The organism is Streptomyces avermitilis MA-4680 = NBRC 14893, assembly GCF_000009765.2.
GTDB classification, from domain to species: Bacteria; Actinomycetota; Actinomycetes; order Streptomycetales; family Streptomycetaceae; genus Streptomyces; species Streptomyces avermitilis.
Map to the genome: position 1 here is coordinate 1,970,883 of NC_003155.5, position 20,813 is coordinate 1,991,695.

Here is a 20,813-nt window from a genome sequence, read left to right on the forward strand (position 1 = left end):
ATGCGCGACAAAGAACGTGGCGGTGCTCAGTCACGCGCGACAAAGAACGTAGTGGCGCTCAGTGGCGTTCGACGAGGATCGCACTGCCCTGCCCGACCCCGACGCACATCGTGGCCAGGCCGCGGGCCGCGCCGGTGCGGCGCATGCGGTGGAGCAGCGTGGTGAGGATGCGGGCGCCCGAGCAGCCGAGCGGGTGACCGAGGGCGATGGCGCCGCCGGTGGGGTTGACGAGCTCCGGGTCGATGCCGAGGCGGTCCACGCAGGCGAGGGCCTGGGCGGCGAACGCCTCGTTGAACTCGGCCTCTTCGATGTCGCCGATCGTCCAGCCGACGCGAGCCAGGGCCTTCTCGGTCGCGGGCACGGGGCCGATACCCATGACGTCGGGATGGACACCGGCCGAGGCGCCGGCGACGTACTGTCCCAGGGACTCCAGACCCAGCTCGTTCAGGGCCTCCTCGCTGACGAGGAGGAGTCCGGCCGCTCCGTCGTTCATCGGCGAGGCATTGCCGGCGGTGACGGTGCCGCCCTGGCGGAACACCGGCTTGAGACGGGACAGCTTCTCGTACGAGGTGTCCTCGCGTACGCACTCGTCGTCGGCGACGACCACGCCGTCGGGCCGGGTGACGGGCAGCAGCTCGTCGTCGAAGTACCCGTTCTTGCGGGCGTCCGCGGCGCGCCGGTGACTGCGCAGCGCGAACTCGTCCTGGCGTTCGCGCGGGACCGCGTACCGTTCGGCGACCTCCTCGGCGGTCTCACCCATGGAGAGCAGGCCGTGCAGTTCCTTCATGGCCGGGTTGACCAGGCGCCAGCCGAGCCGGGTGTCGACGGTCTCGATGCGGTGCGGCAGGGCCTCGTCCGGGCGGGGCAGCACGAAGGGGGCGCGGCTCATGGACTCGGAGCCGCCCGCGAGCACGATGTCGGCCTCGCCGGCGGCGATCGTGCGGGCGGCCGTGGTCACCGCCTCCAGACCGGAGGCACAGAGCCGGTTGACCGTGGCGCCGGGCACCGACTCGGGCAGCCCGGCGAGGAGGGCGGCCATGCGGGCGACATTGCGGTTGTCCTCGCCGGCCTGGTTGGCCGCGCCCCAGTACACGTCGTCGATACGGGCCGGGTCGAGCCCGGGCAGGTCGGCGATCAGACCGCGTATCACCGTCGCCGCGAGGTCGTCGGGCCGCACGACGGACAGGGCGCCGCGCAGCTTGCCGATGGGGGTGCGGCGAGCTGCCGCGAAGTGGACGGGACGCACGACCTGACTCCTGACCGAATTCGATCCACGGCAGGTGCACCGCCCGCCGTCGGTTAATTAGCACTGCTAGTTTTCGACTATAGCCCCCCGGCCGTCACCTGGGAACCCTGCCGTTTCACCCGTTCCTTCCAGGGCACGCGAAACAGAGCAAAGGAGTCATGACAAGCCACGAACCACAAGGAGAAGCACGGTATGCCGGTTGTGAAGAGCACGCTCCCCGAGCCCGCCCGCCAGGTCGTCGGCGAGGCCCTGCAGCAGACGCTGGTCGATCTGCTCGGACTCTCGCTCATCGGGAAGCAGGCCCACTGGAACATCGTCGGACCGAGGTTCCGCTCGATCCATCTCCAGCTCGACGAAGTGGTGTCGACGGCCCGTACGTACGCCGACACGGTGGCCGAGCGGGCGGCGGCGCTCGGCGTCTCCCCCGACGGCCGGCCCGAGACCGTCGCCGCGTCCTTCGGTCTGCAGGGTCCGAAGGACGGCTGGCTGCGGGACACCGAGGTCGTACGGCTGCTCGTCGAGGCGCTGGAGGCGACGGTCGGAGGGCTGCGTGAGCGGATCGCCGTCACGGAGAAGGCCGATCCGGTCACCCAGGACCTGCTGATCGGGCTCACCGCCGAACTGGAGAAGCAGTACTGGATGTTCCAGGCGGAGGACTGGCCGCGCGACAACTGACCAACTCGAGGAGCCGGCCATGCAGCAGGACCGTCGCATCATCGGGGAACTGATCGCCGCGCACGGCACCACGTACGCCGATGAGGCGGGCATCCGGCTCAAGGATGCCCCGCAGCCGCTGTACCGGCTCCTGGTCATGGCCTGTCTGCTCAGCGCCCGGATCCGCAGTTCGGTCGCCCTCGCCGCCACGCGCGCGCTGTACGACGCCGGGTTGCGCGATCCGCGCCGTATGGCCGAGGCCGACTGGCAGGAACGGGTCGACGCGCTGGGACGCGGCGGCTACCGGCGTTACGACGAGCGCACCGCGACCCAGCTCGGCGAGGGTGCCGAGCTGCTGATCGAGCGCTGGGGCGGGGACCTGCGGCGGATGCGGGACGAGGCGGACGGCAAGGTCCCCGAGCTGCGCAGGCTGCTGCGGGAGATTCCGGGGATGGGTCCGGCCGGCGCGGACATCTTCCTGCGCGAAGTGCAGCACGTCTGGCCGGGGGTGGCGCCGCACCTGGACAACAAGGCGCTGTCCGGTGCCGAGCGGCTCGGACTCCCGAAGGATCCCCGGAAGCTGATGGAACGTGCCGGTGACACCGAGCCGGCCGTTCTGGCCGCCGCGTTGGTCCGGGTGGCCCTGGACAAGAAGTCGGCGCGGGAAGTGCTCGCGCGGGTCGGTTGACGGGGCTCGGCCGTCGACCGACGGCCGTCAACGGACGGGCGCCGCACGGCGCCGGCGGCTCGCCCTCGTCGGGCAGGGCCAGGATCTCGTCCCGCAGCGCGCGTAAAAGCTGTCCTCACAGGGCGGTGCCCGCGCCCGTTCCAGCAGGCGGCGGATCCTTTTCCCGCCCTACTCTGTCCATGACGTCACCCGTGTTCGACCCGCTCCGGTCCGCTCCGGTCTGATGGTCCGCTCCGGTCCGGTCACGCGATTCCACCGGCGTCCTGACGTGTCCCTACAAGTGTCCCTACGGGGATCCGTAGCTTTGCGGGGTCCCGACGGCGGGAGGCGGTGACGCAGAGGTGAGCGACGGATCGCGTCGTCCCGGCTCCGGTTCCGGCCGTGGTCGAGGTCGCGGGGGGCGACGGATGCGGTACATCGTGCTGGGGAGCCGGCCTGCGCACGGGGTGGGGGCGGTGGCACGGGCGCGCACCGCAGAGAAGGCGACGCGGCGTGCCGGGGACCGCGACGGCGTGACCGTGAACCACGGGCTGCGGGTGGCCGCGGCGTACGCATGGCGGCTGCTGGTGGTCGGGGTGGCCGTGTACGTGGGCTTCATGACCCTGGGGCGGTTGCAGCTGGTCGCCGTGGCGCTGTTCCTCGCGCTGGTCGTGACCGCGGTGCTGCGTCCGCCGGCCGGACTGCTGGCGCGGCGGCTGCCGAGGGCCGCGGCGGTGGCGGTGAGCGTGGTGGGCAGCCTGGTGGTGGCGCTGGGGCTGCTGGCGCTGGTCGGCGGCCTGGTGGCGGGCGAGTGGGACCAGCTGGGCCGGGAGTTCGGCGGGGGCCTCGGGCGGATCGAACGATGGCTGGAAGGCCCTCCCTTCCATGTGGACCCCGCCGTGATGTCGGATCTTCAGGGCAAGGTGAGCTCCTTCGTTTCGGAGCACCGCTCCCAGCTGATCAGCAGCGCGCTGAGCGGCGCCGGGCGCGTGGTCGAGGTGCTCACCGCAGCGGTGCTCGCGCTGTTCTGCTCCATTTTCTTCCTTCACTCCGGGGACAACTACTGGCACTGGTTCCTGGCGCGGCTGCCGGAGGGCGCACGGGAACCCTGGGGCCGCGCGGGACGGGCGGCGTGGCGGACGTTCGCCGGATACACGCGGGGGATCATCATCGTCGCGGCCAGCAATGCGGTGCTGGTCGGGATCGCCCTGTTCGCGCTGCAGGTGCCGCTGGCCCTGCCGCTGACGCTGCTGGAGTTCTTCGCCGCGTTCATTCCCCTGGTGGGTTCGCCCATCGCGCTGGCCGTGGCCACGGTCGTCGCCCTGGCCTCACGGGGGCCGGTCGTCGCGATCGCGGTGCTCGCCCTGATCGTGGTCGTCGGCCAGATCGAGGGTCATCTGCTGCACCCGCTGGTGATGAGCTGGGCGGTCCGGCTGCACCCCGTGGTCGTGGCCCTCTCCGTCATCGCCGGCAGCATCCTGGCCGGGGTGATCGGCGCGGTGGTGGCTGTCCCGATGGTGTCGGTCGCCTGGTCCGTGCTCAGCGTGCTGCGTCCTCCGCACGAGCCGGGCGCGGGTCACCCCGGGCGGTCACCGGGCTGACGCGTCGGTGCGGCCTGCCGACACGTCGATGCGGCGTGCCGACGTGTCGCGGCCGCGTGCCGACGTGTCGCGGCCGCGTGCCGCAACCCGAGTGGCGGTGTGCCGCATCAGACGTTCACGCTGCCGAGCCCGCGCACCCCGAGTGGCTCAACCCATCGCTCCCCGTGTCCGCCACGGTGACTCCGGAAGGTGTGCCGGTCACCGAGGTGGAACGGCCGGGCAGCCGTGCCGTCAGGCGGAGTGGGCCGTTGCCGCGGGCTCCTGCTCGGCGTCGTCGACCGCGTAGGAGAGGAAGTCGTCGACCATCCGGTGGAAGAGGGTGGCCAGTTGCCGCAGTTCCTCGGGGGACCATTCGGCCAGCGCCATCTGCATGCCGCGCGCACCGGCCTCACGGATGCGGTCCACCGCCTCCCGGCCGGTGGACGTCAGCTGAATACGCTGAGCCCGCCGGTCGTCAGGATCCGGGACACGAGTGACGTAACCGGACTTCTCCAACTGCTGCACCTGCCGCGTCACATGCGAAGCCTCCACACCGAGCCGATGGGCCAGCTCCCCCGGCCGCAACGGCTCGGTGTCCGAGATCTGCCGCAGCAACGCCACCGCGGCCCGGTCCAGCGGAACCCCCGCCAGCGCCATCAGACGTTCATGCTGCCGAGCCCGCGTACTCAGATACGTGATCCGGGTCAGGGCCCGCTCGATCCCGGTCACTTCCGGCGAGGCCGAGGCGGCCGGCAGCGAGGGCGGAGAGGGTGTGGACATGCGGCACACTTTACCATATCGTTGCGTAACTCAAGTAATTTTCTCCGGCAGTACGCTGCCCCAAGGGGCCGTTGCCGGGCTGATGTTGTCCCGCACGGCCTCCCGCCAGGTCGCGCCGGCCGCGATCGCCTGGCGCCAGCGGCGGATCGCCCTGGGCGGCAGGCCGGCCGCGAGGGCTCCGGTCAGCCGGTCACCGGTGCGGTACGCGGCGACGAACCGGCGTTCGGCCAGGTCCCCCTCCACGACCACCGTCTCGTCGTGGGCCCGGAAGTAGCCGTACGCCTGAATCTTCATGTCGTACTGGTCCGACCAGAAGTACGGCACCGGCGCGAACGGTCTGCGCGCCTCGGGGCGGAGGAGGTTGCGGGCGGCGGCCATGCCGTGCTCGGCCGCGTTGGTGCGGTGCTCGATCCTCATGGACACCCCGAACAGCGGGTTGTGCCAGCGGGCGACGTCCCCGGCGCCGTACACGCTCCGCGCGGCTTCGCCGTACGCGTCGCAGACCAGACCGTCGCCCAGCGTCAGTCCGCTGCCCTTCAGCCACTCGGTGTTGGGCAGACAGCCGATGGCGACCAGGATCTCGTCCGCCTCGACCACCTCGCCGTCCGCGAGCCGCACCCCCTCGTCGGTCACCTCGGTCACGGTGACTCCGGTGCGCAGCTCCACACCGTGCTCCAGATGGGCCCGCGACAGCACCTCACCCACCTCCGCGCCGACCGCGTGGGCCAGCGGCACCGGTGCGGGTTCGAGGAGGGTCACGTCCGCTCCCAGACGCCGGGCCACGGCGGCGGCCTCCGCCCCGAGGAAGCCGGCCCCGACCACGACCAGCCGCGTGCCCGGCCCGAGCCGGTCCCGCAGCGCGAGGGCGTCGTCCACCGTGCGCAGCACATGCGCGCCCTCCCCGGGCAGCCGGCGCGGGCGCACTCCGGTGGCCACGATCAGACCGTCGTACGGCACCGACGAGCCGTCGGCCAGACGCACCGTACGGTCCGTCACGTCCAGCCCGGTCGCCGCGACGCCGAGCCGCAGGTCGAGGTCGAGTGCCTCCAGGTCGCCCGGCGTCCGCAGGGCGAGCCGCTCGGGTTCCCACTCCGCGGCCAGCAACTGCTTGGACAGTGGCGGCCGGTCATAGGGGGCGTGGCATTCGTCGCCGACGAGGGTGATCGTGCCGTCGTACCCCTCGCGGCGCAGCGTCTCGGCGGCCGTGAGGCCGGCCGCCGAGGCTCCGACGACCAGAATGCGTTTCACCGTTCCACCAGTCGGATCGCCGCCGCCGGGCAGACCGCCGCGGCCTCTCGTACGCCGTCGTGGAGTCCGGCGGCGGGTTCCTCGTCCAGCAGGATCGCGACGCCGTCGTCGTCCCGCTGGTCGAACACCTCGGGGGCGGCCACGACGCACTGCCCCGATGCCACGCACTTCGGTTCGTCCAGTTCCACACGCATGGTTCTTGCCTCTGTTCCTTCGTATGGGGGGGTGTCACCAGGTGACGGGCAGACAGCGGACGCCGTAGGTGGTGCCGGTGTGGTGGAACGCGAGCCGGTCGATCGGGGCGGCCAGACGCAGTGTGGGGAAGCGGCGGTAGAGCGTGCCGTAGACGACCTGGAGCTCCAGCCGGGCCAGCGACTGTCCCAGACACTGGTGGGGCCCGTAGCCGAATGCCTGGTGGTGGCGGGCGGGACGGCTCAGGTCCAGCCGGTCGGCCTCGGGAAAGGCCTCCGAGTCCCAGTTCGCGGCGTGCAGATCGAACAGAAGGCCGTCCCCGGCGCCGATGACCCGGTCGCCGATCTCGATGTCCTCCTTGGCGACCCGGCGGATGCCGGAGTGGACGATGGTCAGATAGCGCAGCAGTTCCTCCACCGCGGCCGCGATCACCTTCGGGTCCTCGGCGTCCCGCAGCACGGCCAGCTGCTCCGGGTGTTCGAGCAGGGCGAGGGTGCCGAGGCTGATCATCGTCGCGGTGGTCTCGTGTCCGGCGATGAGCATGGCGACGCCCATGTGGACAGCCTCGCGGTGCGTCATCTCGCCGGCCTTGATCCGGCCGCCCATCTCGGACAGCACGTCCGCGTCGGGGGCGGCGGTCTTCTCCGCGAGCAGGGTGTCGAGGTAGGCGGCGAGGGCCCCGCTCGCCGCCCGCGCCTCCTCGGCCGGAACGGAGTTGTCGAGCACGAGGTTGCTGTTGCGCTGGAAGAACTCGTGGTCCGCGTACGGCACACCGAGCAACTGGGCGATGACCAGGGACGGCACGGGCAGCGCGAGCGCGGTGAGGAGATCGGCCGGGTTCGGTCCGTCCAGCATGTCGTCGATCAGACCGTCGACGATCCGCTGGACGGCGGGCCGCATGGCCTCGATCCGCTTGATGAGGAAAGGTGCGTTGACCGTCCGGCGCAGCCGGGTGTGTTCCGGTGCGTCGGTGTTGGTGATGAGCCTCGGGGTCGCGTGCGCGATCTCCGCGCGGTGCGCGTTCACGTAGGGGAAGCCGGGATCGCGGTCGTCGTTGCTGACGCGGGGGTCGGTGAGCAGGGCGCGCTGATCGGCGTGGCGGGTGATGAGCCAGGGCGTGCTGCCGTTCCAGATCCGCACCTTGGTGATCGGCTGCTCGTCGCGCAACGGTTGCAGGGCGGGCGGCGGGGCGAGCGGGCAGCTCACCGCCCGGGGCATCGGGTACGCGGCGACCGGCGGGGTGGCGTCGGGCGCGCGGCCCGCCAGGGCATCGGCCATGTCTCTCCTCGGTGGTGGGGGTCCGGTCGGAAGGAAGCGCCGGGGGTGACGGATTCGAGGCCTCGATGAGCACATGCAAACAGAGCGGACTGACAGCGTCCGGTCAGTTTCCTGACAAAAATCTGACGTGATGCACGTCACATCTTCTCGCCTTGCCGCCGGCGGACCGAAGGGCGCGTTCAAGCCCAACTACCTTGCGCGTTCCAGTCATTGGCCCGGCGTGATGGCCTCTGCGCCGCACTCGCCCGAACGGCGAAGGGTGGCACCGCGTCAGCGCGGCGCCACCCTGGAACGGAAGGGAACGGCGCTTGCCCGGCCACCCCCGACGTCATCTCGTTTGCTCTCACCCCAGCCAGTAGCCGAAGCCCCGGCGGGTGTGGATCAGCGGCGGCCCGTCCCGGTCGACCTTGCGTCGCACCCGGGAGACGAGCTGTTCGATCGCGTTGCCCCCGCGGAACTCGCCCCGGACGAACCGGCCGATCCGCTCCTTCGAGAGCACCTTGTTCGCGTTGACGAGCAGGTGGCGCAGCAGCCGGTACTCCGCGGGCGTCAGGTCGAGCGCCCGCTGTCCACGCCACGCCTGGCAGGTGCTGTCGTCGAGCACCAGATCCCCGTAGCCCAGTGTGCCCTCCCGGCGCACCCGCCGCCTGCCGTGCAGTAAGACCTGCGCTCTGGCCAGGACTTCGGCGATCCGAAGGGGCTTGGTGACATAGTCCGTCTCCCCCGGCCCCAGCTCGGGCAGCAGCCGGTCCAGGGAGTCGTACTCGGCCAGGAGCAGCACCCGCGGGCGCTCGACGACGGCGAGGCGGGGCTCCTGCGCGAGTTCCGTCATGTCCGAGAGGTCCGCGTCGAGGACCACGAGGTCGAACCGACGCTTCACGAGCCGCGCCACCGCCTCGCCCGCCGTATCCGCCACGCTGATCCGAAAGCCCGCCAGTTCCATGGTCGTCGACAGCAGTTCGGCGATCTCCGGGTCGTCTACGACAATCAGTACGTGCCGCCCGTCTCCGCGGGCGAGCAAGGGTCTCTCACTGGCTCTGCCGTACATGGAAGACCATTCCTGTAGGACTCATGCCTCACGCCTGAACGGCGGCGGCCGGGACATGGGTGCCGTCCGATCGCGTCAGGCCGCGGGATGTCCCGGCCCCGGGCCGAACCCGGGGACCTCCTCGACGGCATGGACGAGAAACTCGCCGACCCGCATCACCCTACTCTCCAGTTGCCTGACTCAAGCAATATCCGGGGAGCCCCTGGCCGTGGGCCGTTGACTCAAGCCGTTCGGGGGGTACGAGGACAAGCGAGGCCACGAACGTCGTCATCGCCAACTCGCCCGGATTGTGAGGCAGTACGGTGCCGGACTTCTCCAGCAGGGCAGGCGTCGCGTTCGTCGCGGGGGGCACCGGCGGGATCGGCGCGGCGATCGTCCGTACGCTGGCGCGGCGGGGCAGCGACGTGGTGTTCACGTACCGCTCCCAGCAGGCCGCTGCCGACGGTCTCGCCGGTGAGGCCGAGGCGTACGGACGCCGCGTCGTGGCGGTTCGGCTCGACCTGGGCGACGAGGCGGCCACGGCGCGGGCCGTGTCCGGGGCCGCCGGAACGCCGGGCGGGCTCCACACCCTCGTGTACGCGGCGGGCCCGCACGTACCGATGGTGCATCTGAGCAGGGTGTCGCCGAGTCAATACCATGCCCAACTCGCGGCGGACGCGGGGGCGTTCTTCAACCTGGTCCATCCCGCGCTGCCGCCACTGCGTGAGAGCCGGGGCAGCATCGTCGCCGTCACCACCGTGGCCACCCGCCGGTTCCCGGTCCGCGACGGACTGTCGTCGGGCACGAAGGGGGCGGTCGAGGCGGTCGCTCGGGCGCTGGCCGCCGAAGAGGGACGCTACGGCGTACGCGTCAACTGTGTCGCGCCCGGCATGCTGACCGACGGCATGGCCGCACGCCTGATCGAGTCCGGCGAACTCGACGAGGCGGCGCTGGAGATCACCCGGGGCAACATCCCGCTGCGCCGCTTCGGCGATGCGACGGACATCGCGGAAGCGGTCGCGTTCCTGGCCTCGGACCGCGCCGGCTACATCACCGGCCAGTCCCTGGGTGTCGACGGCGGGTACAGCGTCTGACCGGTCGGCGCGCTCCGGTGTGATCCGGCGTCCGTCGACGTACGCGGAGCAGGCACAGGTCGGCGACCGAACCGACCGCCGCCCGCATGACCGCCTACGGGTCGCAGGGGCCGCGCCTCCCCTGAACGGACGCTTGCGAGGCGGGCGATCGGTCGGGCCGGTTCGCTCACGCCGTCGGGGTCCTCCGCTCAAGTGGCTGCGGAGCAACCGGTGTTGACGGTCCGCCGGGCGCGTCGCGAGATCAGGGCACAGACCCGGGCCGGACCGCTCTCGGTCCGGCCCGGGCGCGGGTCTCCGTGGTCAGCCGGTGGTGGACAGCCGCTGCGGAGCGGTGCTCCCCTGCGTCCGCCGCGGGCTGCGCAGGCCGGTGAGGCTCACGAACACGGTGGCCAGGACGGCGGCGACGGCGAAGGCGGTGAAGCCCCAGCCCTCGGCCTTGCTCGCGACGAGCTGGCCGCCGAGCCACGGCCCGAAGACGGCTCCGAAGCGGCCGATGCCGGACACCCAGCCCACGGCCGTGGCGCGGTTGTCGGCACCGGAGCGGCCGGCCACCGCCGCGTAGATCATGGCCTGGGCGCTGAAGAGGAACAGGCCGGTGAGGAAGACCACCACGTAGGTGAGCGCGAGCGGCATGTGAATGCCGAGCAGGTAGACGCCGACGGCGGTGGCCGCGAACCAGATGGTGGCGACGAGCGGCGCGCCGTAGCGGTCGGAGAAGCGGCCGGCGACCAGCATGCCCACGATGCCGCCGAGGTTGATGACGATGACGAACGACAGGGAGGAGCCGAGCTCGTAGCCAGCGCCGCGCATCATGGTGGGCAGCCAGTTGCTGACGCCGTACACGAGCAGCAGTCCGCAGAAGGAGGCCAGCCAGAACAGCAGGGTGGTGCGCCACAGGTTGCCGCGGAACAGTGCGGCGAGGGCGCTCCAGCGCTCCCCGGCGGCGGGGCGCTCCGCCTCGGGGGCGGGCATGTCGACGTCGTAGCGGCGGGCGAGTTCACGGGCTTCCTCGGTGCGGCCCCGGGCGAGCAGGAAGCTCATCGACTCCGGCAGGAACTTGGCGACCAGCGGCACTCCGATGAACAGCGGGACCACGCAGATCCAGTAGGCGACGCGCCAGCCGCCCGCGCCGCCGGTCCACAGACCCACGAAGCCCGAGAGGATGCCGCCGGCCTGATGGGCGGTCATCAGCATGCCGACGATCAGGGCGCCGCGACCGCGCGGGGCGTACTCGGCGACCATCGTGATCGTGGTGGGCAGCAGGCCGCCGAGGCCGAGGCCGGCGATGAAGCGGCCGAGTCCGAAGACACCGATGCTGGGGGCGACCGCGCACAGGGCGGAGGCGAGCGAGAACACCGCGGTGCAGCTGAGGATGACCTTCTTGCGGCCGACCCAGTCGGTGACCGTACCCGCGGACAGGGCGCCGATCAGCATGCCGAAGGTGGCGTAGCTGCCGAGGTCGCCGGCCTGGGACGGCTCGAGGCCGAGGGCGTGCTCCTCCAGCATGTGGGGCAGCACGGCGCCGTAGACGAACATGTCGAGGCCGTCGAAGAGGACGACCAGCCAGCACAGGCCGACGACCAGCGCGGCCAGTCTGCTGCCGCGAGCGGACAGGTGGGAGGAGGACATCGTTGTTTTCCTCTCGTCCAGGAGGCGTGTCCCTGGAGGGGATCTGTGAGGCGGGCCGTCGCGGCTCGTGCGGCTGACCCGGTGGTGCGCTCGACGGTAAAGAGCCGCCCTGGAAAGTGTCAACGCTTTTGTCAACAATCTTAGAAACAATCAAGACAGTCGGCCATGGCCGCCGATACGGCCGCGGGAGCAGGTACGACAAGGGGTGGGCGGCACAGAACTGTGCGCCGCCCACCCCCTCTGTATGGCTTGTTTCAGTCGACGGGCGGTGTGCCGTGGGTGTGGAAGGACTCGATGGTCTTCAGGCCCCAGGCCTGCCCCTTGGCCCGCTCGGCCTCGGTCCAGGTGATCAGCGGCCAGTCGGGGGCCAGCACCAGACGGGTGAGCGGGTTGCACAGCTCGATGCGGTTGCCGCCCGGCTCGTAGACGTACAGGAAGAACGTCTGCTGGATGGCGTGCTTGTGCGGACCGGTCTCGATGAACACGTCGTTGTCGAGGCAGAGGTCGGCGGCGCGCAGGATGTCGTCACGGTTGTCGGTCGCGAACGCGACGTGGTGCAGCCGTCCGCTGGAACCCGTCCAGTCCGAGGTGTAGACGACGTCGTACGACTTGTTGGTGAAGGTGAGCCACTGGGCGGCCACCTTCCCGCTGTCGAGCACGATCTGCTCGGTGGCGCGGGCGCCGAGCACCTCCCGGGTGAAGGCCGCGTTGGCCGCGACGTCGGAGGCGAGGAAGTTGACGTGGTCCAGGCGGCGCACGCCCACGCCCTGGCCGGGCTTGGCCTGGGGCTGGTTCTTCAGACCCGGCTTCAGCTCGGGCGGTGCCTCGTACCACTCGCTCTCCCAATACAGGGCGAGTTCGTGGCCGTCGGGATCACTGGAGACGTACAGCGGGCCGATGCCCGGTTCGTCCTCGACCCAGCGACCCCCGCGGCCGGTGTTCTCCAGATCCTTGACCCGGCGCTGAAGGGCCTCCTCGCTGGAGGCGCGCAGGGCCGTGCGGCGCATCCCCGGCTTCCCGTGCGCGGTGAGGATCAGACTGTGGTGCTCGTAGTCGTCCCAGGTCCGCAGGTAGACGGAGTCTCCGGAGGTGCCGTTGACGGTCAGCCCGAGGATGTCGGTGAAGAACCGGACACTGCGGTCCAGGTCCGGGGTGAGCAGTTCGACGTGCCCGAGGTGGGCGATGTCTCCGAGGGGCGGAGTCATCCTTGTCTCCTTAGCTGTGGCGCGCGGGTGTCGGCGCGGTTGCGGCGGACCGGGGGAAGACGGTGCCGTCGAAGATCTTTCGCGCGGTACGCACGACGGCGGTCCGGCGGGCCACCGGCACTGCGCCCGCGGCGCCGTGCTCGATGCTGGTTTCGAGGTCGAGGAACCCGGTGGGGTGCTCGATGCGCAATCGGTCCCCGTGTGCGGGCAGGCGCGCCAGGTCCTGGCCGACGCCCCCCTCGACGCGCAGCCCGGCGGCCACACTCGCGGCGCCCAGGACACCGATGGAGGTGTGGCAGCGCACCGGGATGAAGGTGCGGGTCATGATCGCGCCGCCGTGCAGGGGCGGTGCCAGGAGGCTGAGTTTGGGCACGGTGGTGCCGTCGACGTCACCGAGCCCCATCAGCCGTCCGGCCTCCAGCCGGATCGCCCGGAGCCGGTCGGCGAGGGCCACATCCTCCTCCAGGTCCTTGGGGTCCTCGTAGCCCTTGACGTTCAGTGAGGAAGCGGCGATCAACACGGTCGGCATTCCGTTGTCCACGCAGGTCACCGGGGTGCCGGCGACGACGTCACGGGCCAGCCCTGTAGGCAGCAGCGGACTGCCGCCCGGCGGGAACTCGATGACCACCGGGGCGGCGGTCCCCGGCACACCGGAGATCTCGGCCGAGCCGGTGTAGTCGACGCGTCCCCCCGGGGTGGGAAAGGTCGCGACGGCCAGGTCCCCGGTGTTGAGCATGCGGATCCGTACGGACGTCTCCGCGTCCCCCGGGGCGACCAGCCCGCGTTCCACGGCGAAGGGGCCGACCCCGGCGAGCAGGTTGCCGCAGTTCTGCCGGTCGGTCACCTGGGCGGTGTCGACGCCGACTTGGAGGAACAGATAGCCGACGTCCGCCTCGGGGTCGGCGGAGACGGAGACGACGGCCACCTTGCTGGTCAGGGGATGCGCCCCGCCCAGGCCGTCGATCTGGCGCGGATCGGGGCTGCCCATGACGCGCAGCAGCAGGTCGTCGCGCGCGCCGGCGTCGGCGGGCAGGTCCTCGGCCAGGAAGTAGGCCCCCTTGGAGGTGCCGCCGCGCATGAGCATGCAGCGCACCTCCCGGGTCCCGGTCACGAGCCCGCCTCCTCGCGGGCGTACTCCTCGTAGGTGCGGTACTCGACGCCGAGCCGGGCGAGGGTGTCGCGCAGTCCGTAGCGGTCGAGGCCCAGCTCGCCCTTGGCGAAGGCGGCGCGGGACGCCTCTTCCTTGGCGGTGCGGGCGGCGGACGCCTCGACGGCCCGGGCGGACCGCTCGCGGGGCACACACATGACACCGTCGTCGTCGGCGAGGATCACATCGCCGGGCCGGACCGTCTGCCCGCCGATCGCGACCGGTACGTTGACCGAGCCGCCGGTGGCCTTCACGGTGCCCTGGGAGCTCACGGCCCTCGCCCACACCGGGAAGCCCATCTCACGCAGTTCTTCGGTGTCCCGCACGCCCGCGTTGGTCACCAGGCCGCGCACGCCCCGCCGTTGGAGGGCGGTGGCGAACAGCTCGCCGAACATGCCGTCGGTGGAGGGAGAGGTGGTGGTGACGACCAGGAGGTCGCCCTCGCCGCACTGCTCCACCGCCGCGTGGATCATGAGGTTGTCGCCGGGCCAGCTGAGTACGGTGACGGCGCTGCCGCAGATCCGTACGCCCTGCTGGATGGGGCGCAGGTCGGGGCCGAGGAGGCCGCTGCGGCCGAGCGCCTCGTGGACCGTGGCCACGCCGTAGCCGGACAGCGACTCGACGTCCTTCGCATCCGCCTTGGGCGGGTTGGTGACGATCACGCCGCTCATGCCAGCTCCCCCGTGACCTGCGGGTAGGGACGCATGTACGCCTCGGCGTACGTGGCGTGCGGCAGACCGAGGTTGGGTCCGGCGTTGCGCTTGAGCTGGACACCGCGGCGCTTGCCCAGGTCGGTGTAGTAGTCCCACAGGTGCTGCTGGGCGGCCAGGCACTCCATGGCCTTGCGCTTGGTCTCCCACACCTCGGTGATGTCGAGGAGGACCTCCGGCTTGAACCCGCACATCTCGGGCTGGTGCGGCTCGAAGAAGAACACCGGCGGGGCCCCGATGATCTCCCCGGGGGCCGGGTAGCCGATGGCCTGGGCGAGCACGCGCGCGTCCAGGGCCATCCGAGCCGCCGCCGGGTGGTCGCCGTTGTAGGGGTCGTCGAGGGGGTGGGTGAGCACGACGTCCGGCTGGGCCTGCCGGTGAACGGCCACCAGCCGGTCGGTCAACTCGGGCGTGGCGAGCAGGGGGTAGTCGCCGGCGTCGAAGAAGACGACCTCGGCGCCGAGGGTGGCGGCCGCCTTCTCGGCCTCCTCGCGCCGGATCCCCTTGATCTCCTCCAGCGACTTGCCCTCGCGCCACGCCTTGGCGGATTCGCCGCGCTCACCGAAGGTCAGACACGCGATGGTGACCTTCTCGCCGCGGGACGCCGCCAGGGCGATGGCTCCGCCCGCTCGCCACACGAAGTCCCCGGCGTGCGCGGTGATGACGAGTGTGGACCGTGGGGTGGCGGGCGCGTTGCCGTGCGTCATTACTGAATCTCCTTGGTGAACAGGGGTGCGCCCGCCTCGTCCGCGTCAGTCGCGCAGCGCCTCGATCACGCTGGTGAGGTGGGCGCGGACGGCCACCTCGGCCGCCTGCGGGTCCCTGTCCCTGATCGCTTCGATCATGGACAGGTGCTCGTTCAGGGAGTGCTGCGGACGCCCCGGTCTCAGCGCCAACTGGAAGCGATGGCGCACCAGTTGCGCGTTGAGCCGCTCCAGTAGCTCCACGGCCGTCTGCTGCCCGGAGAACTCCCGGATCCTGTCGTGCAGTTCATGGTTGAGCTCCGAGTACGTCACCGGCTCGCCGTCGGCCACGGCCTTGGTCATCGCCGCGCCCAGGTCCGCGAGCTCGGTCAGCTGCTCGTCGCTGGCCGCGACGGCCGCCTTGGCCGCGCACAGCCCTTCGAGGACCATGCGGCACTCGGTGATGGCGACCGCTTCCTCCACGGTCACCACCCGCACCCGCGAACCGCGGTTGCGGATCCGCTCCACCAGCCCTTCGGCCGCCAGATCGATGAGCGCCGCCCGGATGCTGGCCCGCGTCACACCGAACTGTTCGGCGAGTTCGTTCTCCACCAGCCGCTGCGCCGGTGCCATCTCGCCGTGCAGGATCGCCTGCCGCAGCTGCGTCAACGCATGCTGCTTGGCCTGCTCTCCAGTGCTCGGACGGGCTTCCTTCGGCATCGTTGCCCTCCCTGAGTGAGTGCCTGTCGAACCTAAATCTAGCCAAGCAAGATTGTCAACAATTTTGTCCTCCATATTGCGTGCATGCGTCGGCGCCGCCACGGTCCCGGGGCGGCGCGGTTTCGCTGTGTGCCGGGCCTGCACGCGAGTACGGAACGAGGGACGACCCGTCAGGGAATCCTCGGGCTCGGGCGCATACCGATACCCGTACTGTCCGAGGTACTGACGTGCTCCCCGGCCTGAAGGCCGGGGGTTCCTGCCGCGGTCTTCCGACCGTCTCGGTGGCCTGGTGAGCGACAACAGGCGCTGCTGTCCACCACGGTCAGGGCGTCAGACGGAAGTACCGTCACAAGGGATCGCGTCTCCCGACGGAGCCTCGCCGCGCCCGTGGTGGCGGGTGGTCACCATGTACAGCAGGCCGGTGATCAGGACGACGCCTCCGCACAGCAGCACGACGTAGTTGTCGAACCACGGCTGTTCCGGATTTCGAGGCCAGCAGATGTTGATGATGGCGAAGATCCCGTAGGCCAGGGCGGCGGCGTTCACGACGAGCCCGAAGCGGCCCAGAGTGAACTCGCCCGCGGGTTCCCAGCCCTTGAGGCGGGCTCGCAGCGCGGCCAGGACGACCATCTGGAACGAGGCGTAGATACCGAGGATCGCGAACGAGACGATCTTCGTGAGGGCGTTCTCCGACACCAGCGAGCCGAAGGCGATCAGCGCGGGCACGACGGCCGCGACGAGCAGCGCGTAGGTGGGTACGGCCCGTGCCGGGGAGAACCGCTCCAGCAGCTTGTGCCCGAAGATCATGCGGTCGCGTGCGTACGAGTAGATGAGCCGGCCCGCCGCCGCCTGAAGGCTGACGGTGCAGGACAGGAACGAGATGAGGACGACCCCCATCACGAGCCTGGCGCCCACTTCGCCCATCGCGTCGTACAGCACGCGCACCACGGGGTCGGTGTCCTTGCCGGAGATGACGGCCCGGTAGTCCGTCACCGACAGCAGGAGCGTGAGGCAGGTGAAGGTGGCCGCGGCGCCGCCCACGTAGATCGTGCGGCGCATGGCCCGGGGGATGACACGGCCGGGGTGCTCGACCTCCTCCGCGGTGTCGCCGCAGGCCTCGAACCCGTAGTACTGGTAGAAGCCGATGATGGCCGCGCCGAGGAACGCCGGCAGGTAGCTGCCGTCGCCCTCGGCGCCGAAGGAGTCGAAGATGACGCCGATGCCGTGCTCGCGATGGGTGACCAGCAGGTAGATGCCGACGACCAGCGCCCCGACCAGTTCCCCGGTGAAACCGATGACGGCCGCCCACGAAAGAGCCCTGGTTCCCGCGTAGTTGATCAGGGCGGCCACCACGATGAGGACCACCGTGCACCCGACGGTCGTGTGCACGGTCGGCGCGAAGCCGAGCAGGATCGCGATGTACGGGCCTGCCCCGTACGCCACCGAGGTGATCGTGACCAGGAGCGCCCACATATAGACCCAGCCGGTCATCCAGGCCCACCGCGGGCCCCACAGGCGCCGGGCCCAGGGATAGACGCCTCCGGCGATGGGGTACTGCGCCACGACCTCGCCGAAGACGAGGGCGACGAGGAACTGGCCGGCACCGGCCAGCAGGAACGCCCAGATCATGGGCGGTCCGCCCGCGGCGAGCGCGGTGCCGAACAAGGTGTAGGTACTGACGACGGGTGACAGGTAGGTGAAGCCGAGTGCGAAGTTCGCCCACGGCCCCATGTCCTTGCGGAACTTGGAGTCCGGCACCCAGCCGGGTTCCGAGGGCTTCCCGCCCGGCGAGCCGGCTCCCGCGGTCGGGTCGCTGGTTCCGGCCATCAGCGTGCCTCTCCGGGCTGCCGCGTCCCCTTGATCAGATCGACCGCGCGTTCCGCTGCCAGCAGCACGGTCAGCATCGGGTTGATGGTGGGCATCGTCGGGAACAGGGACGCGTCGACGACTCGCACTCCGCTGACGCCGCGCACCCGCAGCTGCGGGTCGAGGACGGCCAGCGGATCGTCGTCCGCGCCCATCCGGCAGGTGCCGGCCGGGTGGTAGACGGTGTGCGCGGCTTTCCTTCCGTACGCGGACAGTTCGGCGTCCGTGCGGATGTCCGGTCCCGGCGCGACCTCCCGTTTCAGCCAGTCCCGCAACGGTGCGGCGGCGGCCACTTCCCGGGCGATCCCGAGTCCGTCGACGATGGTCTTCTCGTCGTAGCCCTCGGGGTCGGTGAAGTACCGGAAGTCCAGGCAGGGCTGCCGCGTCGGGTCCGCGTCGGCCAGCCACATCCGTCCCACCGAGCGGGCTCTGGGTACGTTCGGTGTCATACAGACGCCGTGCTCGATCGCCGGGTGGCCGAGCCGTTCGGTGTTGACCGTGAACGGGACTTGGTAGAAGTGGAACATCAGGTCCGGGCGCGGCCCGCGCGGAGCGCGGCGCAGGAACAGTCCCGCGTCCGAGTCCATGGCCGAGTTCGGGGGCAGCGGGCCGTGCGTCTCCCAGACGATGACCGACTCGGGGTGGTCGAGGAGGTTCTCGCCGACGCCCGGCACATCCGCCCGCACCTCGATGCCGAGATCGCGGAGCTGCTGCGCGGGCCCCACGCCGGACAGCAGGAGCAGGCGCGGTGTGTCGATCGCTCCCGCGCACAGCAGCATGTCGCGCGCGGCTCGCACCGTCGCGGTGGTGCCGTCGCTCTGCCGGACCTGGACGCGGGTGAGACGGCCGTCACCGTCCGGCAGCAGCCCGTACGCCCATGTCTCCAGCCGGAGCGTCAGGTTGGGGCGGTCCAGCACGGGGTGCAGATAGGCGACGGAGGCGGAGGAGCGCCGGTTGCTCTCCGGCTCGTACGCCAGGGAGAAGAATCCGGCGCCTTCGGCGAACGGCCGCGCGTTGAAGTCCTCGATCACCGGGACCCCGAGGGCCGAAGCGGCGGCGGTCACGAAATCGCGGGCGATCGGATTGCGGTCCTTGTCGGCGACCGGCACGATCCGGTTCTGGAGGCGATGACGGTACGGCAGCAGCACGTCCGGACCCCAGCCGGTGCAGCCCCTGTCGACCCAGTCGTCGAGGTCCTCGGGCAGCGGAAGGAAGCTGATGACCGTGTTGTGCGAGGAGCAGCCGCCGAGGACGCGGGCCCGGGAATGCAGAATGTGCGAGTTCCCGCGCGGCTGTTCCACGGTCGTGTAGCCGTAGTCGAACTCCGAGCCGAGCAGGTTGATCCAGTTGCGCAGGCGCAGGATCCGCTCGTCGCCCACGTCGCTGGGACCGCCCTCGATGACGCAGACGCGGCAGTCGGGGTCCTCCGTCAGGCGGGCCGCCAGAACGCATCCGGCCGTGCCCCCGCCGACGATGACGTAGTCGTATTCCGGTTCGTCCGTCACGGACCGCTCCCCAGCCATGCCGTCACGCCCCTCAGCCCTTGAACCAGCCGGAGGGGCCGGGAGAGAGGTTCTGGTAGATGTGCTTGATCTCCTGGTATTCGCGCAGGCCCGTGGGTCCCAGCTCACGTCCCACGCCCGACTGCCCGTAGCCGCCCCACTCCGCCTGGGGGAGATACGGGTGGAAGTCGTTGATCCACACCGTGCCGTGCCGCAGCCGGGCGGCGACACGCTGCGCCCGGCTCGCCTCGCCGGTCCACACACCTGCCGCGAGCCCGTAGCGGGTGTCGTTCGCGAGCTCGACCGCTTCGTCCTCGGTACGGAACGTCTCGACGGTGACCACCGGTCCGAAGACCTCCTCCTGGACGATGCGCATGGACCGGTCGCAGTCGTCGAAGATCGTCGGCAGCAGGAAGAAGCCGTGTGCGAGGTCCGGGTCGTCGGGGCGCCGGCCCCCGGTCACCAGCCGTGCTCCCTCGGACCGGCCGAGGTCGATGTACTTCTCCACCTTGGCCCGGTGTTCGGCGGAGCTGAGCGGACCGCTCTCGGTGTGCGGGTCGAGGCCGTTGCCGAGCCGGATGCGGGAGGCACGGTCGGCGAGTTCCCGGACGAAGCGGTCGTGCCAGGAGTCCTGCACCAGCAGCCGTGAGCCGGCCGAGCAGACCTGCCCGGAGTGCAGGAAGGACGCGTCGAGCGTGTGGTCGACCGCGGCCTCGAAGTCCGCGTCGTCGAAGACGACGTTCGGGTTCTTGCCGCCCAGTTCCAGGGCGATGTTCTTCACCTCGCGGGCCGCCGACTCCATGATCCGGCGGCCGGTTCCCAGACCGCCCGTGAAGGACACCAGGTCCACCTCCGGGTGCACCGTCATCGCCGACCCGACGGTGGCGCCGGCGCCGAGAACGAGATTGGCCACTCCGGGAGGTGCGCCCGCCTCCTCGATGAGCCGCATCATGGCGATGGTCGTGAGCGGGGTGATCTCGCTCGGTTTGAGGACGAACGTGTTGCCCGCGGCGAGCGCCGGTGCGACCTTCCAAGAAGCCTGGAGCAGTGGATAGTTCCAGGGGGCGATCAGCGCGCAGACCCCGACGGGTTCGTGGACGACGCGGCTGAGAACGTCCGGGCCGGCGTCGACGACGCGTCCCGCGTCCTTGCCGGCCATCTCGGCGAAGTAGCGGAAGGCGTTCGACACGTCCTTGACGTCGATCCGGGCTTCGGCAAGGGTCTTGCCCGTGTTCAGGGTCTCGTCCCGCGCGATCTCCTCGATGTCCCGCAGGAGGTACTCCGCCACCCGGAACAGGACGTCCGCCCGTCGCTGTGTCGGCGCGGCCGCCCAGTCAGCGGCGTGGAAGGCCCGCCTGGCCGCTGTCACCGCGCGGTCGACGTCCGTGGCATCGCCCTCGTCGACACTGCGGACAACGGTCGCGTCGAAGGGATTGACCACCTCCCGTGTCGTGCCTGTCGCGCCCCGGACCCACTCACCGTCGATGAACAGATCGGGCATCGCCGCCACTCCTCCGTGCAGGGCCGAAGCCGTCCTACCGCCGAACCTCCAACCTGCGTCAGCGCCCGAGCCGGGCCGGAGCGG

The 20,813-nt window shown here is 70.8% G+C and carries 19 protein-coding genes; 4 read left to right on the forward strand and 15 right to left on the reverse strand.

The genetic code is table 11. The annotated features are described in order from the left end of the window. Window positions 1–58 precede the first annotated feature (58 nt). Window positions 59–1,246, reverse strand: coding sequence for a thiolase family protein (locus SAVERM_RS08505; RefSeq protein WP_010983043.1), 1,188 nt, complete (start codon window positions 1,244–1,246; stop codon window positions 59–61). A gap of 192 nt (window positions 1,247–1,438) precedes the next feature. Here SAVERM_RS08505 and SAVERM_RS08510 point away from each other — a divergent pair, with 192 nt between their 5' ends. The 3 genes from SAVERM_RS08510 (at window position 1,439) to SAVERM_RS08520 (ending at window position 4,168) form a co-directional block, all read left to right on the forward strand. After that, the gene (locus SAVERM_RS08510; RefSeq protein ID WP_010983044.1) at window positions 1,439–1,921 is read left to right on the forward strand and encodes a Dps family protein; all 483 of its coding nucleotides are present in this window, start codon (window positions 1,439–1,441) and stop codon (window positions 1,919–1,921) included. A 19-nt stretch (window positions 1,922–1,940) separates the two neighbouring features. Continuing rightward, window positions 1,941–2,588, forward strand: coding sequence for an endonuclease (locus SAVERM_RS08515; protein ID WP_010983045.1), 648 nt, complete (start codon window positions 1,941–1,943; stop codon window positions 2,586–2,588). Between the two features lie 407 nt (window positions 2,589–2,995). Next, complete coding sequence (locus SAVERM_RS08520; protein ID WP_042492869.1) at window positions 2,996–4,168, forward strand: AI-2E family transporter; 1,173 nt, start codon at window positions 2,996–2,998, stop codon at window positions 4,166–4,168. 231 nt (window positions 4,169–4,399) lie between these two features. Here SAVERM_RS08520 and SAVERM_RS08525 read toward each other — a convergent pair whose 3' ends face one another. The 5 genes from SAVERM_RS08525 to SAVERM_RS08545 all read right to left on the reverse strand — a co-directional run bounded on the left by SAVERM_RS08525 (window position 4,400) and on the right by SAVERM_RS08545 (window position 8,693). Beyond that, window positions 4,400–4,927 (reverse strand): MarR family winged helix-turn-helix transcriptional regulator, encoded by a 528-nt coding sequence (locus SAVERM_RS08525; protein WP_037645897.1) that lies wholly within the window; start codon window positions 4,925–4,927, stop codon window positions 4,400–4,402. A gap of 30 nt (window positions 4,928–4,957) precedes the next feature. After that, entirely contained in the window at window positions 4,958–6,175 is a 1,218-nt protein-coding gene (locus SAVERM_RS08530; protein WP_010983048.1) for an NAD(P)/FAD-dependent oxidoreductase, read from the reverse strand. Continuing rightward, complete coding sequence (locus SAVERM_RS08535) at window positions 6,172–6,369, reverse strand: ferredoxin (RefSeq protein ID WP_010983049.1); 198 nt, start codon at window positions 6,367–6,369, stop codon at window positions 6,172–6,174. Before SAVERM_RS08535 ends, SAVERM_RS08530 begins: the two co-directional genes overlap by 4 nt. A gap of 34 nt (window positions 6,370–6,403) precedes the next feature. Then, entirely contained in the window at window positions 6,404–7,645 is a 1,242-nt protein-coding gene (locus SAVERM_RS08540; RefSeq protein ID WP_010983050.1) for a cytochrome P450, read from the reverse strand. A gap of 343 nt (window positions 7,646–7,988) precedes the next feature. After that, complete coding sequence (locus SAVERM_RS08545) at window positions 7,989–8,693, reverse strand: response regulator transcription factor (protein WP_010983051.1); 705 nt, start codon at window positions 8,691–8,693, stop codon at window positions 7,989–7,991. Window positions 8,694–8,995: 302 nt separating this feature from the next. Between SAVERM_RS08545 and SAVERM_RS08550 the strand changes: the two genes are divergently transcribed. Next, the gene (locus SAVERM_RS08550) at window positions 8,996–9,766 is read left to right on the forward strand and encodes an SDR family NAD(P)-dependent oxidoreductase (protein ID WP_010983052.1); all 771 of its coding nucleotides are present in this window, start codon (window positions 8,996–8,998) and stop codon (window positions 9,764–9,766) included. 300 nt (window positions 9,767–10,066) lie between these two features. Here SAVERM_RS08550 and SAVERM_RS08555 read toward each other — a convergent pair whose 3' ends face one another. The 9 genes from SAVERM_RS08555 to SAVERM_RS08595 form a co-directional block, all read right to left on the reverse strand. Then, a complete protein-coding gene (locus SAVERM_RS08555; protein WP_010983053.1) occupies window positions 10,067–11,395 on the reverse strand; it encodes an MFS transporter in 1,329 nt (442 codons plus the stop codon). 254 nt (window positions 11,396–11,649) lie between these two features. Then, on the reverse strand, window positions 11,650–12,600 hold the full coding sequence (locus SAVERM_RS08560) for a catechol 2,3-dioxygenase (RefSeq protein ID WP_010983054.1): 951 nt from the start codon (window positions 12,598–12,600) through the stop codon (window positions 11,650–11,652). Window positions 12,601–12,610: 10 nt separating this feature from the next. Beyond that, complete coding sequence (locus tag SAVERM_RS08565; RefSeq protein WP_174514634.1) at window positions 12,611–13,711, reverse strand: 4-oxalomesaconate tautomerase; 1,101 nt, start codon at window positions 13,709–13,711, stop codon at window positions 12,611–12,613. After that, window positions 13,708–14,418 carry a 4-carboxy-4-hydroxy-2-oxoadipate aldolase/oxaloacetate decarboxylase gene (locus tag SAVERM_RS08570; protein WP_010983056.1) on the reverse strand — a complete coding sequence of 237 codons (711 nt, stop codon included), beginning with the start codon at window positions 14,416–14,418 and terminating at the stop codon, window positions 13,708–13,710. The genes SAVERM_RS08565 and SAVERM_RS08570 overlap by 4 nt, the downstream gene beginning before the upstream one ends. Beyond that, window positions 14,415–15,164, reverse strand: a complete 750-nt coding sequence (locus SAVERM_RS08575; RefSeq protein ID WP_010983057.1) for a PIG-L deacetylase family protein — start codon at window positions 15,162–15,164, stop codon at window positions 14,415–14,417. Before SAVERM_RS08575 ends, SAVERM_RS08570 begins: the two co-directional genes overlap by 4 nt. A gap of 45 nt (window positions 15,165–15,209) precedes the next feature. Further along, the gene (locus SAVERM_RS08580) at window positions 15,210–15,860 is read right to left on the reverse strand and encodes a GntR family transcriptional regulator (protein ID WP_010983058.1); all 651 of its coding nucleotides are present in this window, start codon (window positions 15,858–15,860) and stop codon (window positions 15,210–15,212) included. Between the two features lie 330 nt (window positions 15,861–16,190). Then, window positions 16,191–17,687, reverse strand: a complete 1,497-nt coding sequence (locus tag SAVERM_RS08585; protein WP_010983059.1) for an APC family permease — start codon at window positions 17,685–17,687, stop codon at window positions 16,191–16,193. Continuing rightward, window positions 17,687–19,231, reverse strand: coding sequence for a GMC family oxidoreductase (locus tag SAVERM_RS08590; RefSeq protein ID WP_010983060.1), 1,545 nt, complete (start codon window positions 19,229–19,231; stop codon window positions 17,687–17,689). Before SAVERM_RS08590 ends, SAVERM_RS08585 begins: the two co-directional genes overlap by 1 nt. A gap of 31 nt (window positions 19,232–19,262) precedes the next feature. Further along, window positions 19,263–20,729: an aldehyde dehydrogenase family protein gene (locus tag SAVERM_RS08595; protein ID WP_010983061.1), complete on the reverse strand. Its 1,467-nt coding sequence runs from the start codon at window positions 20,727–20,729 to the stop codon at window positions 19,263–19,265. Between the last annotated feature and the right edge of the window lie 84 nt (window positions 20,730–20,813).